General features: G+C 62.2%; 10 protein-coding genes, 1 other RNA gene and 1 pseudogene. 8 read left to right on the top strand and 4 right to left on the bottom strand.

The window, feature by feature from the left end; all coding sequences use genetic code 11:
- Positions 1–12: 12 nt before the first annotated feature.
- Together ACFSQT_RS06130 and ffs are read right to left on the bottom strand one after the other, a co-directional pair.
- Positions 13–1,815, bottom strand: coding sequence for a DNA polymerase III subunit gamma/tau (locus ACFSQT_RS06130; RefSeq protein ID WP_379017504.1), 1,803 nt, complete (start codon positions 1,813–1,815; stop codon positions 13–15).
- Positions 1,816–1,919: 104 nt separating this feature from the next.
- An RNA gene (gene ffs, locus ACFSQT_RS06125) (signal recognition particle sRNA small type) lies at positions 1,920–2,016 on the bottom strand.
- A gap of 152 nt (positions 2,017–2,168) precedes the next feature.
- Between ffs and ACFSQT_RS06120 the strand changes: the two genes are divergently transcribed.
- From ACFSQT_RS06120 to ACFSQT_RS06110, 3 genes are read left to right on the top strand one after another with little or no spacing between them, the layout of a single operon-like run.
- Positions 2,169–2,588 (top strand): HIT domain-containing protein, encoded by a 420-nt coding sequence (locus ACFSQT_RS06120; protein WP_379017502.1) that lies wholly within the window; start codon positions 2,169–2,171, stop codon positions 2,586–2,588.
- Between the two features lie 37 nt (positions 2,589–2,625).
- Entirely contained in the window at positions 2,626–3,570 is a 945-nt protein-coding gene (gene nudC, locus ACFSQT_RS06115) for an NAD(+) diphosphatase (protein ID WP_379017501.1), read from the top strand.
- Positions 3,571–3,607: 37 nt separating this feature from the next.
- Positions 3,608–3,913: a Dabb family protein gene (locus ACFSQT_RS06110; protein ID WP_379017500.1), complete on the top strand. Its 306-nt coding sequence runs from the start codon at positions 3,608–3,610 to the stop codon at positions 3,911–3,913.
- 88 nt (positions 3,914–4,001) lie between these two features.
- On the opposite strand, the gene ACFSQT_RS06105 is transcribed toward ACFSQT_RS06110, so the two are convergent.
- Entirely contained in the window at positions 4,002–4,865 is an 864-nt protein-coding gene (locus ACFSQT_RS06105; protein ID WP_379017499.1) for a prephenate dehydratase, read from the bottom strand.
- Positions 4,866–4,907: 42 nt separating this feature from the next.
- The gene (locus ACFSQT_RS06100) at positions 4,908–5,636 is read right to left on the bottom strand and encodes a 3-deoxy-manno-octulosonate cytidylyltransferase (protein ID WP_379017497.1); all 729 of its coding nucleotides are present in this window, start codon (positions 5,634–5,636) and stop codon (positions 4,908–4,910) included.
- Between the two features lie 193 nt (positions 5,637–5,829).
- Here ACFSQT_RS06100 and ACFSQT_RS06095 point away from each other — a divergent pair, with 193 nt between their 5' ends.
- The 5 genes and pseudogenes from ACFSQT_RS06095 to ACFSQT_RS06075 all read left to right on the top strand — a co-directional run bounded on the left by ACFSQT_RS06095 (position 5,830) and on the right by ACFSQT_RS06075 (position 12,831).
- Positions 5,830–6,507 (top strand): c-type cytochrome, encoded by a 678-nt coding sequence (locus ACFSQT_RS06095; RefSeq protein WP_379017496.1) that lies wholly within the window; start codon positions 5,830–5,832, stop codon positions 6,505–6,507.
- A 169-nt stretch (positions 6,508–6,676) separates the two neighbouring features.
- Positions 6,677–8,555 (top strand): annotated as a pseudogene (locus ACFSQT_RS06090) (extracellular solute-binding protein).
- Complete coding sequence (locus tag ACFSQT_RS06085; RefSeq protein ID WP_379017494.1) at positions 8,555–10,423, top strand: extracellular solute-binding protein; 1,869 nt, start codon at positions 8,555–8,557, stop codon at positions 10,421–10,423. Before ACFSQT_RS06090 ends, ACFSQT_RS06085 begins: the two are co-directional and overlap by 1 nt.
- 168 nt (positions 10,424–10,591) lie before the next feature.
- Positions 10,592–11,689: a microcin C ABC transporter permease YejB gene (locus ACFSQT_RS06080; RefSeq protein WP_379017493.1), complete on the top strand. Its 1,098-nt coding sequence runs from the start codon at positions 10,592–10,594 to the stop codon at positions 11,687–11,689.
- A complete protein-coding gene (locus tag ACFSQT_RS06075; protein ID WP_379017492.1) occupies positions 11,689–12,831 on the top strand; it encodes an ABC transporter permease in 1,143 nt (380 codons plus the stop codon). Before ACFSQT_RS06080 ends, ACFSQT_RS06075 begins: the two co-directional genes overlap by 1 nt.
- Positions 12,832–12,931 lie beyond the last annotated feature (100 nt).

Here is a 12,931-nt window from a genome sequence, read left to right as displayed (position 1 = left end):
TCGTGGCTGTGGTCAGGTTTCGTCGTCGTCGGCCGGCGGCTCGACCGGCACATCGGCCTCGTTCGCATCGGCTTCCGGCGCGTCGGGAATGCGCACGTCGATGATCTTGGCGCCGGGAAAACGCGCCAGAATGGCGGCTACGGTGGGGTCGCTCTTGGCATCGATGAAGGCGGTCTCGCGCTTGGTCGATTCCATTTCGGCGAGCGTCTGGCCGCCCTCTTCCTTCGACAGCGAGACCAGCCAGCTGCGGCCGGTCCAGGCGCGCAGCTTCGTCGTCAGGTCGTTGAGCAGCATCTTGGGCGCGTCGCTGGTCAGGCCGACGTCGATACGGCCGGGCTCGATGCGCACGAGACGGATGCAGCTCTTGACCAGCACCTTGAAGGCGATGTCACGGTTCGCGTCGGCAAGGGCAATGATGTCGGCCAGCGATTTCAGCGGGACCTGCGGCGTCTCCAGCACCGGTTGCGGAGGCGCGACGAAGGCGATGGGAGCAGGCGTAGCCTCGACCAGCCGCATGGTCTGCGCGCCGCCTGGCCCAGATGGCATGCGGGTTTGCGCCACCGCGCTGGCGCCACCGCCATTGCCGGCACCCGCGGGCGCGCCATTGGGGCGCGACGCGCCATTTTGAAGCGGTGCTGCGCCTTCAAGCGATCTCAGCGCCTCGTCCAGCGTCGGCAGGTCGGCGGCGTGCGCCAGCCGGATCAGCACCATCTCGGCAGCACTGACCGGCCGGTTGGAGGACTGCACCTCGGGGATGCCCTTGAGCAGCATCTGCCACGTCCGCGACAGCACCCTGACCGACAGTGTCCTGGCGAAATCCGCGCCGCGCTGGCGCTCGTCCTGCGACAGCGCAGCGTCGTCGACGGCCGACGGCACGAAACGCAGCCGGGTGACGAGGTGGTTGAACTCAGCGAGATCGGTCAGCACGGCGGCCGGATCGGCGCCGGTGTCGTACTGCGCGCGGAATTCTCCAAGTGCGGCTGCCACATCGCCCTTCATCACATGTTCGAACAGGTCGACGATGCGGGCGCGGTCGGCCAGCCCCAGCATCGCCCGCACCGCGTCGGCGCTGACGGAGCCAGCGCCATGCGCGATCGCCTGGTCGAGGATGGAGAGCGAATCACGGGCCGAGCCTTCGGCGGCGCGCGCGATCATCGCCAGCGCGTCGTCGTCGACCGAAATGCCTTCCTTGGCCGAAATCGAGGAGAGATGCGCAACCAGCGCGCTGGCGTCGATGCGCCTGAGGTCAAAGCGCTGGCAGCGCGACAAGACCGTGATCGGAACTTTGCGGATTTCGGTGGTGGCGAAAATGAATTTGACGTGCGGCGGCGGCTCTTCGAGCGTCTTCAGCAGGCCGTTGAAGGCCTGGGTGGAAAGCATGTGCACTTCGTCGATGATGTAGACCTTGTAGCGGGCCGAGACCGGCGCATAGCGCACGCGCTCGATGATGTCCCTGATGTCGTCGATGCCGGTATGCGAGGCGGCATCCATCTCGATGACGTCGACATGGCGGCCCTCCATGATCGCTTGGCAATGCTCACCAAGCACGGCAAGGTCGACCGAAGGCTGGTCGATATCAGGGGTTTTATAGTTCAGAGCCCGGGCCAGTATGCGCGCCGTCGTGGTCTTGCCGACGCCGCGCACGCCGGTCAGCATCCATGCCTGGGCAATGCGGCCGGTGGCAAAGGCGTTGGTGAGGGTGCGCACCATCGGCTCCTGGCCGACCAGCTCGGAGAAGTTCGAAGGACGGTACTTGCGCGCCAGCACGCGATAGGCGGCGGCCTTGTCCGTTCCCGAATTTCCGGCTTCGCTCATGCGCCCGTAAAGCTCCAAATAACCGCGCCAGAAGGCGGCCTATTCCTGCGCATAGTCTCGCCCGCGCTGCAATGCGTCGTCAATGTCGCGAGAGGGCCAATGAGGTGGGAGGCTGGAACAATGACCCGTTCCGGGCTCGTTAGGGCTGCTTCCTTCCGGACCTGACCCGGTTGGCGAGTGGATCGTCCACCACCAACCTCCCGCTGTCCATATCGGCAATTCGGCGGTGAAATGCAAGTGCGCAGGCAAATCACCGGCGCGAACCGCTGGGATTAATGATTCGCTTGCAGCCCTGTGACAGCCGCTCTAGCGTTCATGAGTTGAGAAAACCAAGAAAAGCAAGGGAAACGCCGATGCTGCCGGGCCTGAAGGCCGGATTCACGCTGGACGCCCGGCTGGAGGCGGACAGCGAGCAATTGATGTGGCTTGGGCTGTGCGAATTGCGGGTGATGAACGACCGTCGCTGGCCATGGCTGCTGCTGGTGCCGCAGCGGCCGGGCGCGGAGGAAATCCACGACATGACGCCACTCGACCAGGCGATGCTGACCTTCGAGACCAATATGGTGGCACAGGCGCTGAAGAAATCGACCGGCTGCACCAAGATCAACACCGGCGCGCTCGGCAACATCGTGCGCCAGCTGCACATCCATGTCATCGCGCGTTCGGAGGGCGATCCCGGCTGGCCGGGCCCGGTGTGGGGACATGGCCTGCGCGAGCCCTATCAGCGGTCCGACCTGCGCCGGTTTGCCGAAACGATCAAGGCGGCGCTATAAGCCTTCCCCGTGTCCATCCCCAAGCACCAGAGTCCGCATGAGCTTCCGCCTGTTTGACGCGCCGTTGCGCGAGCCGAGCCAGTTTGTCGGCTTTGCCGGCAACACCATCGACCGGCAGTCCGAGAACCGCGCCGACGATTCCGTCGACAGGGCGCTCGCCGATCCGGCGGCGCGGCTGCTGCTGATGAATGGCGGCAGGCTCTATCTGAAGCTCGGCGACAGCGGCGGCTTCGACCCCTGGTTCGGCGCCGCGGAAGGCCTGCCGTTCAAGGTTTCCTTAGCGCACGGCGTCCTGCTCGGCTTTTCCGAACACGGACCCGTGCTGGCGGTGCCGGCAGGCATAGACGCCGAGCATTTGCCCGAGACCATCAAGGCGATCGACTACCGCTCGGTCTATATGCAAGGGCTGATCGACGACGCGGCAGCCGGCGCGATGGCGCAAGGTGCCGCCCTGCTCGCCTGGCATGCAAGCCATCGCTTCTGCAGCAAATGCGGCACCGAATCACAGATGCGGGCCGGCGGCTACAAGCGGCATTGCCCAAATTGCGGCACCGAGCATTTTCCACGCACCGACCCGGTGGCGATCATGCTAACGGCGACGCGGGACAAATGCCTGCTGGGGCGCGGCCGGCATTTCGCGCCGGGCATGTATTCGGCTCTTGCCGGTTTCATCGAGCCGGGCGAGACGATCGAGGCGGCGGTGCGCCGAGAGACCCTGGAGGAGGCTGGCATACAGCTGGGCCGCGTCGTCTACCATGCCAGCCAGCCCTGGCCGTTTCCCTATTCGCTGATGATCGGCTGCTTCGGCGAACCGCTCAACGACGACATCCAGGCCGACCTCAACGAGTTGGAAGACTGCCGCTGGTTCGCCCGCGACGAGGTGCGTTTGATGCTGACCAGGGAACATCCCGGCGATCTGGTCACGCCACCGAAAGGCGCCATTGCGCATCACCTCATCCGCGCCTGGGTGGACAGCGAATGATGGTAGCCAAAACTGAAAGACATTGCAGGAGCAGAAAATGATTCGTCACACAGTCGTGTTCACGCTGAAGCATCCGGCGCATTCGCTGGAGGAAAAGAGGTTCCTGGTCGACGCCAAGAAAACCCTCTCGGCAATCAGGGGCGTCACCCATTTCGAGCAATTGCGGCAGGTCAGCCCCAAGAACGACTACCATTTCGGCTTCTCGATGGAGTTCGCCGACCAGGCCGCCTACACAAGATACAACGACCATCCCGACCACGTCGCCTTCGTGCGCGACCGCTGGATGCCGGAAGTCGAGGCGTTCATGGAGATCGACTATGTGCCGCTTGGCGCGGTGATTTAAAGCGCGTTCGCGTCCAAACGGATTCCGCGACGCGCTTTTAAATCCTTGTTTGACGCATGTCGTTGTGCGCACTTTTGGGCGACATGCACTAATCCGCGACCTTCCACTGCTCACGCGATTCGCTGGCCGGATAGACGCCGAGTATCCGCACTTCGCGGGAGAAGAAACGAAGCTCGTCCAGCGCCAGCTTGACCAGCGGATCGTCCGGATGGCCCTCGATGTCGGCGTAAAACAGCGTCGCCGTGAAAGCCCCCAACTGGTAGCTCTCCAGCTTGGTCATGTTGATGCCATTGGTGGCGAAGCCGCCCATTGCCTTGTAGAGCGCGGCCGGCACGTTGCGGACGCGGAAGATGAAGGTCGTCATCATCTTGGTGTCGGCTGACGGGCGTTCGGCCCATTGCTTGTTCTTGGTCAGGACGACAAAGCGGGTGACGTTGGAGTCGGTGTCCTCGACATTCTCCTCGATGATGTCGAGCCCGTAGAGCTTGGCGGCGAGCGACGGGGCGAGCGACGCCATGGTGCGATCCTTGACCTCGGAAACCAGCTTGGCCGAACCCGCCGTGTCGCCGGCGACCACCGGCTTCCAGCCGTTCTTGCGGATGTATTTGCGGCACTGGCCAAGCGCGTGGATGTGGCTGTGCACGGTCTTGATCTCTTCGCGTTTAACGCCGGGCAGCACCATCAGCTGAAAATGGATCGGCAGGAAGTATTCGCCGACGATGTGCAGCTTCGATTCCGGCAACAGATGATGGATATCGGCAACGCGGCCGGCGATGGTGTTCTCGATCGGGATCATGGCCAGATCGGCCTTGCCCGTCTCGACCGCGTTGAACGCATCCTCGAAGGTCGGGCACGGCAACGGCACCATCGAGGGATAGACGTTGCGGCTGGCGGTGTCGGAATTGGCGCCCGGCTCGCCCTGGAAGGATATTCTGTTGGTCTTTTCAGGCATGCCCAAGTCTCGATTCAAAGTTTCTCTGTTCGAAGGGATTCTTCAGTTTGAAAGAATGGTTCTGGCGCGTTCGAGATCTTCCGGCGTGTCGACGCCAAGCGGCAGCGAACGCACGATCTCGGCGTCGATGCGCATGCCGGCCTCCAGCGCCCGCAACTGTTCCAGCCGCTCGCGCCGTTCGAGTGGCGACGGCTTCAGGGCGACGAAGCGCTCGAGTGCCGCGCGGCGATAGGCATAGAGGCCGACATGGTGATAGAGCGCGCCCTCGCCCCACGGCGCGGTGGCGCGGGTGAAATAGAGCGCCCTCAGCCTGGTGGCGGAGAGCGGCGAACCGACGATCTTGACGACGTTGGGATTGGTCTTTTCCTCGTCGCGAACGATCTCGACACCGAGCGTGGCGATATCCACCGCGGCATTCTCGAAAGGCCTGAGCGATGCAACGATGATTTCCGGGTCGATCGTCGGCAGGTCGCCCTGCACATTGACGATCGTTTCGACCTTGCGCTCAGGATCAAGCGCAACCAAAGCCTCGTGGATGCGATCGGAGCCGGATTCGTGATCCATGCGCGTCATCACAGCCTCGAAACCGTGCGCCCGCACCGCTTCCGCCACGCTTTGCGTGTCGGTCGCCACCACCACCCGGCCAAGGCCGGCCTCAGCGGCGCGGCGGGCGACATGAACGATCATCGGCGCCCCGGCGATGTCGGCCAGCGGCTTGCCCGGCAGGCGGGTCGAAGCCATGCGGGCCGGGATCAGGATCAGCGTGGACATGCGCGTCGCAAGGGGTCTCAAAAGGGGAAGGGAAAAGTGGCAAAAGGTCTCACTGGAAGCGCCCTTATATGTGTTGCAACGCCGGAGCAAAAGACCTAGTTTCCGCCCGATTTGACCGCCTTCGCAGGGCGGGTGACGATACCGACGGACGGAGTGGACGGATCGGTCCGCCGGAAAAGGGAGCAAGGGGCGTATGGATTCCAACGAAGTCAACAAGCTGCTCGCCGGATTGCTCGGAACTGTTTTCGTGGTCTTCTCGGTTGGCCTTGTGTCCGATGCGCTGTTTGCTTCGCCAGCGCCGGAAAAGCCCGGCTTCGCCATCGAAGCCACCGAGCCCGCCGAAGGCGGCCCGGCCGCTCCGGCCGCCGAAGCCAAGCCGATCGCCGACCTTCTGGCGACCGCCAATGTCGAAGCGGGCGCTGCCGTATTCAAGAAATGCCAGGCATGCCATTCCGGCGAAAAGGGCGGCCCCAACAAGGTCGGCCCCGATCTGTGGGATCTCATCGACCGCCCGGTCGGCGAGCATGAAGGCTTTGCCTACTCGGCCGGCATGAAGGAATTCTCCAAGGGCGGCACCGAGAAGTGGACCTACGACAACATCAACCACTTCATCACCTCGCCGAAGAAATTCGTGAAAGGCACGGCCATGGGCTTCGCCGGCCTGCCCAAGGACGAAGACCGCGCCAACGTCATCGCCTATCTGCGCACGCTGTCCGACAACCCCAAGCCGTTGCCGGCGCCAGGGGCTGCCGCCGATGCGACCGCGCCTGCAAAGCCTGCCGAAGCAGCCGCCCCGGCGAAGCCGGCCGAGGGTGCGGCGCCCGCCAAGCCTGCGGCTCCGGCCGCACCGGCACCGGCGCCTGCCCAATAAACAAATTGTCATCTCGACGATCTTGAAAAAGCCGGGTTCAGCCCGGCTTTTTCGTTAGGAAGATCGCATATGCAGCGACAAAGCCGCGCATTGCGGTTTTCACGAGCGGCAAATCATCTAGATTGCCTTCCTGGACGATCCGGGACACGCAGCGCGAAGAGGACAGTGCATGACGGTTGGCCGAACGCTTCTCAAATCGTTGCTGGCGGCAGCCCTTCTGGCGGCGGGATTGCGAGCGACCCAGGCCGACGAATGGCGCACCACCTCATCGCTGATCGGCGAGTCCAAATACGGCGACAACTTCCAGCACTACGACTACGTCAACCCGAACGCGCCCAAGGGCGGCACGCTGAATTCGGTGGTGCTCGGCACCTATGACAGCTTCAACCCCTATATCGTGCAGGGGTCGCCGGCCGCCGGCCTGGTCGGGTTCGGCGGCGGTCTGCTCTACGATACGCTTATGGAGCAGGCGACCGACGAAGGCAGCACCAGCCATCCGCTGATCGCCGATGCCTACAAATATCCGGCCGATTATTCCTCCGCGACCTACCGGCTCGACCCGCGCGCCAAATGGCATGACGGCCAGCCGATCACCGTCGATGATGTGATCTGGTCGTTCCAGGTGTTGAAGGCCAACAGCCCGCAATACAACCGCTATTTCGACAACGTCACCGAAGCGGTCGCGATCTCCGATCGCGAAGTCCAGTTTCATTTCAACCAGAAGGGCAACCGGGAACTGCCCAAGATCATGGGTGATCTCGTCGTGTTGCCGAAACATTGGTGGGAGGGCACCGATGCCAACGGCAAGAAGCGCGACATCACCAAGTCGACACTGGAGCCACCGCTCGGCTCCGCTGCTTACAAGATCGCCAGCTTCAAGCCAGGATCGGAGATCGTCTGGCAGCGCGTTCCGGATTACTGGGGGGGCCAAGCTGCCGGTGAAGATCGGCCGCGAGAATTTCGATACCGAGCGTTTTACCTATATCCTTGACGACAACGCCGCCTGGCAGGCCTTCACCAAGGGTGGCCTGGACGACATCAAGCCGGAAAACAGCTCGAAGCGCTGGAAGACATTTTATGATTTCCCGGCAATCAAAGCCGGCGACGTCATCAAGAAGGAATTCAAGACGACGTCGCCAGTGCCCATGCAAGCATTCATGCTCAATCAGAGGCGCCCACTATTCCAGGATCGGCTGGTGCGCGCCGCCCTGACTTATCCGTTCGATTTCGAGACGATGAACCGTACACTGTTTTACGGATACAACACGCGTACCCAAAGCTATTTCCAAGGCACCGAGCTGGCATCGAGCGGGTTGCCGCAAGGCAAGGAACTGGAGATCCTGGAAAAATACAGGGACAAGCTGCCGCCCGAGTTGTTCACCCAGGAATTCAAGCTGCCGGTCTACGATTCGCCGCAGTCGGAACGGAAATATCTGAAACAAGCCGTCGACCTCTTTGCCCAGGCGGGGTGGGTGATCAAGGGCGGCAAGATGGTGAACGCCAAGACCGGCGAACCGTTCAAGTTCGAAATACTCGGTTCATCCGACACGGACCAGGTGATCTCCAGCCCCTACATCGCCAATCTGCGCAAGATCGGTGTCGACGCCACGTTGCGGATCATCGATCAGACCCAGTACATCAATCGCGTTGTTCATTTCGACTACGACGTGGTCATTCAGATGCTCGGCCAATCGGAATCGCCCGGCAACGAACAGCGTGACTTCTGGAGTTCGAAGGCTGCCGACACGCCCGGATCGAGAAACTATTCCGGCATCAAGAATCCGGTTGTCGATGCGTTGGTCGATCGCATCATCTTTGCAACCGACCGCGACGACCTCGTTGCCGCCACCCACGCACTCGACCGGGTGCTGCTGTGGAACTACTATGTCGTTCCGCAATACTACCGCGCCGTGGTGTGGCTCGCCTACTGGAACAAGTTCGGCGCCCCCGAGAAACAGCCCAGCTACCGTGGCGCCGATACCGATTCCTGGTGGATCGACCTCGACAAGGAAAAGGCGCTGGCGGCCAAGTACAGGGGCGGCAATTGATGGCGGTTCTGCCCCGCCGCGATTTCCTGGCATTGGGCGGTGCTGCCGCTGCCGCCGCCTTGCTGCCCGGCAAAGCCTTCGCCACCGTCCCGACCGGCGTAAAACTTCACGGCCTGTCGGCCTTCGGCGATCTCAAATACAAACCGGACTTCACGCATTTCGACTATGTCAATCCGGATGCCCCCAAGGGCGGCCAGATGAATTTCGCACCGCCGAACGCCACCCTCAATCAGAGCTTCCTCACCTTCAACACGTTGAATGCCCTGGTGTTGAAAGGGGACGCGCCGCCACGCACCGAACTCTGTTTCGACTCCCTGATGGCAAGCGCGCTCGATGAGCCGGACGCGGTCTATGGCCTGCTTGCCGAATCCGTCACCCTGTCGCAAGATCGCAACGGGTTCCGCTTCGCGCTTCGCCCGCAAGCGCGTTTCCACGACGGCTCGCCGCTGACCGCCGAGGACGTTGTCTTCGCGTTGAAGCTTTACAAAGACAAGGGACATCCGAACCTTTCCAAGGCGTTGCGATATATGACGGAGGCTGTCGCGGTCGATCCGGTCACCCTCGACCTCTCCTTCAACGGCGAACAGTCCGCGCAAAACATCCTTGCGATCGTATCCATGCCGATCGTGTCCAAGGCCTTTTATACGGTCAATGATTTCGATGCCTCGACGATGACACCGCCGCTTGGCTCGGGACCCTACAAAATAGGACGCGTGGCAGCCGGACAGACGGTCGAATATGAACGCGTCGCCGACTATTGGGGCCGCAACCTTGCCGTGAACCGCGGCCTTTACAATTTCGACCGCATCCGTATCGACTTCTATCTTGACCGGCAGGCGGCCTTCGAGGCCTTCAAGAAAGGTGATACGCATTTTCGCGAGGAATTCACCGCGCGGGTATGGGCGACCGGTTACGACTTTCCGGCGCTGAAGGACGGCAAGGTCGTCAAACGGGAATTTCCCGGCGAGAGATCGCCCTCCATGCAGGCTGCCGCGCTGAACCAGCGCCGTCCGCAATTCCGCGATGAGCGCGTGCGACAGGCGATCGCCAGATGCTTCGATTTCGAATGGATGAAACGGGCGCTGTTTTACGGCTCTTACGAGCGCTCGCAATCGAACTTCGAACGGTCGGACTACAAGGCCAACGGCCTGCCATCACCGGGGGAACTGGCCCTGCTGGAGCCGTTCCGGGCCGAACTGCCGCCGGAAGTCTTCGGCGAAGCGGTGACGCAGCCTCTCTCCGACGGTTCGGGCCATGACCGCAAGCTGCTGGGCGAGGCTTCGAGACTGCTTGCGCAAGCCGGCTGGAAGCGCACCGGCAGTTTCGTCGTCAACGACAAGGGCGAGCGGCTGCGGGTGGAAATGCTGGCCGAGGACGACGGCATCGTTCGCATTTTCACGCCGTGGTCCGAGAATATGAAGGCGATCGGTATCGACGCTTCGATCCGGCAGGTCGATTCGACGCAATATGAACAGCGGCACAACGATTTCGACTTCGATCTCACCGTGCTCGCATGGTCGATCGGGGCGACGCCCACCGATGACGGGCTGGAGATACTCTACGACTCCCGAATGGCGAAAACGCCGGGGCAGCGCAACTATCCGGGTACGGAAAGCAAGGCCATCGACGCGCTGATCGTGGCCGCGGGCAAGGCGAAAAGCCGAACAGAACTCATCACCGCGCTCAGAGCGCTCGACCGGGTCTTGCGCGCGCGGCTAGACTGGATTCCAACATACTATCTGGCGAATCACCGCGTCGCCTTTTGGGATATGTTCGGTTTTCTCGAGCAAAAGCCCGATTTCGGCTTTCCGGTCGAGACGCTGTGGTGGTTCGACAAGGGCAAGGCGGCAAAAATTGGCAAAGGCTGAGATGTTGGGCAGCACTTCACCCTCCCCCTTGCGGGGAGGGTCGGTGAGCACTCCGCCCGCAGCGCGGATGGCGAACCGGGGTGCGGACGCCAGCCTTGCTTTGCGAGGCCCCCACCCCGCTCCGCTTCGCGGATCGACCCTCCCCACACAGGGGGAGGGTAAAAACTGATGGGCGCCTATATCCTGCGCCGCATCCTGTTGATGATCCCGACCCTGTTCGGCATCATGGCGATATCCTTCGCCGTCATCCAGTTCGCCCCCGGCGGCCCGGTCGAACAGGTCATTGCCCGATTGACCAACCAGGGCGGCAGTGATCGGCTTGGTGGCGGCGGTGGCGACGCGGGCGGCGGCGCCAACTTCGATGCCGCCAGCGATGTCAGCTCGAAATATCGCGGCGCGCAGGGTCTCGATCCGGAATTCATCAAGAAACTGGAGAAGCAGTTCGGCTTCGACAAGCCGCCGCTCGAGCGCTTCGGCATGATGCTGTGGAATTATTCCCGCTTCGATTTCGGCGACAGCTATTTCCGCGATATTTCGGTGCTCGACCTGATCCTGGAAAAAATCCCGGTGTCGATCTCGATCGGGCTGTGGATCACGCTGCTCTCCTATCTGATCTCGATCCCGCTCGGCATCCGCAAGGCGGTCAAGGACGGCTCGCCCTTCGACGTCTGGACCAGCGGCGTCGTCATTGTCGGCTATGCCATTCCTGGCTTCCTGTTCGGCATCATGCTGATGGTGCTGTTTGCCGGCGGATCGTTCTGGGACTGGTTTCCGCTGCGCGGCCTCACCTCCGACAATTGGGATCAATTGTCCTGGTCGGGTAAGATCATCGACTATTTCTGGCACATGACCCTGCCGCTGACGGCGCTGGTGCTGTCGGCCTTCGCCACCACGACGCTTTTGACCAAGAACTCGTTCCTGGAAGAGATCCGCAAGCAGTATGTGGTGACCGCGCGCGCCAAAGGCCTGTCGGAACGGCAGGTGCTTTACGGCCACGTCTTCCGCAACGCCATGCTGATCGTCATCGCCGGTTTTCCGGGTGCCTTCATCTCGGCCTTCTTCACCGGCTCGCTGCTGATCGAGAACATCTTTTCGCTTGATGGTCTCGGCCTGCTCGGTTTCCGGTCGGTGGTCGAGCGCGACTATCCGGTGGTGTTCGCCAATCTCTACATCTTCTCGCTGCTCGGGCTGTTCGTCGGATTGCTGTCCGACCTGCTCTACACCTGGGTCGATCCGCGCATCGATTTCGAGCGGAGAGACGTCTGATGTCGGAGGCCACCACCACACAGGCGGCACCGGAGCGGATCGCACGGCCGTGGCTGTCACCGCTCAACAAGCGCCGCCTGCAGAATTTCAGGGCGAACCGGCGTGGCTTCTGGTCGCTGTGGATCTTCCTCGTCCTGTTCGTGCTGTCGCTGTTTGCCGAGTTCATCGCCAACGACAAGCCGATCATCGCCTCCTACAAGGGCGAGATTCTGTTTCCGGTGCTGGTCGCCTACCCCGAGGAAAAATTCGGCGGCTTCTATGCCGTCACCGACTATCGCGACCCGGTCATCCAGGACGAGATCAATGCCAATGGCTGGATGATCTGGCCGCCGGTGCGCTACTCCTACCAGACCGTCAACAACGCCATCCCGGAAGCAGCACCGGCCAGGCCGTCCTGGCAGTATGACGCCAAGACGCGCTGCAGCCAGTTTCCGCAAGGGGCTGATGACCCGGCCTGCATCGTCGGCAACTGGAACTGGCTCGGCACCGACGACCAGGCGCGCGACGTGCTGGCGCGCGTCATCTACGGCTTCCGGATCTCGGTGCTCTTCGGCCTGATCCTGACCGCCGGCTCGGCACTGATCGGCGTCGCGGCCGGCGCCGTGCAAGGCTATTTCGGCGGCTGGACCGATCTCCTGTTCCAGCGTTTCATCGAAATCTGGTCGGCGATCCCGGTTCTCTATCTGCTGCTCATCGTCGCCGCCATCCTGCCGCCGGGCTTCTTCATCCTGCTTGGGCTGATGCTGTTGTTCTCCTGGGTGGCGCTGGTCGGCGTGGTGCGGGCCGAGTTCCTGCGCGCCCGCAATTTCGAATATGTCAACGCGGCCCGTGCACTTGGTGTGCCCAACCGCACCATCATGTTCCGGCACCTGTTGCCCAACGCCATGGTGGCGACATTGACCTTCCTGCCCTTCCTGCTTAGCGGCTCGATCTCGACGCTGACCTCGCTCGACTATCTCGGTTTCGGCCTGCCGCCCGGCTCCGCCTCGCTCGGCGAGCTGCTCAAGCAGGCGCAGCGCAATCTCAACGCGCCGTGGCTTGGCATTTCCGGCTTCGTCGTCATCTCGCTGATGCTGTCGCTGCTCGTGTTCGTCGGCGAGGCGACGCGCGACGCCTTCGATCCGCGCAAGACGTTCCGATGACAACGATGCGGACCGGCATTCAGCATGATATATTCTCAATGCGGCAGTTCGAACGAAAATGAGCGTATGCATCAATTGTCGAAACGACTGATGGCCATGG

It is taken from the genome of Mesorhizobium calcicola (assembly GCF_042682105.1).
GTDB classification, from domain to species: domain Bacteria; phylum Pseudomonadota; class Alphaproteobacteria; order Rhizobiales; family Rhizobiaceae; genus Mesorhizobium; species Mesorhizobium calcicola.
Note: the sequence above shows the minus strand (reverse complement) of the source record. Positions and strands in the feature narration are given on the sequence as shown.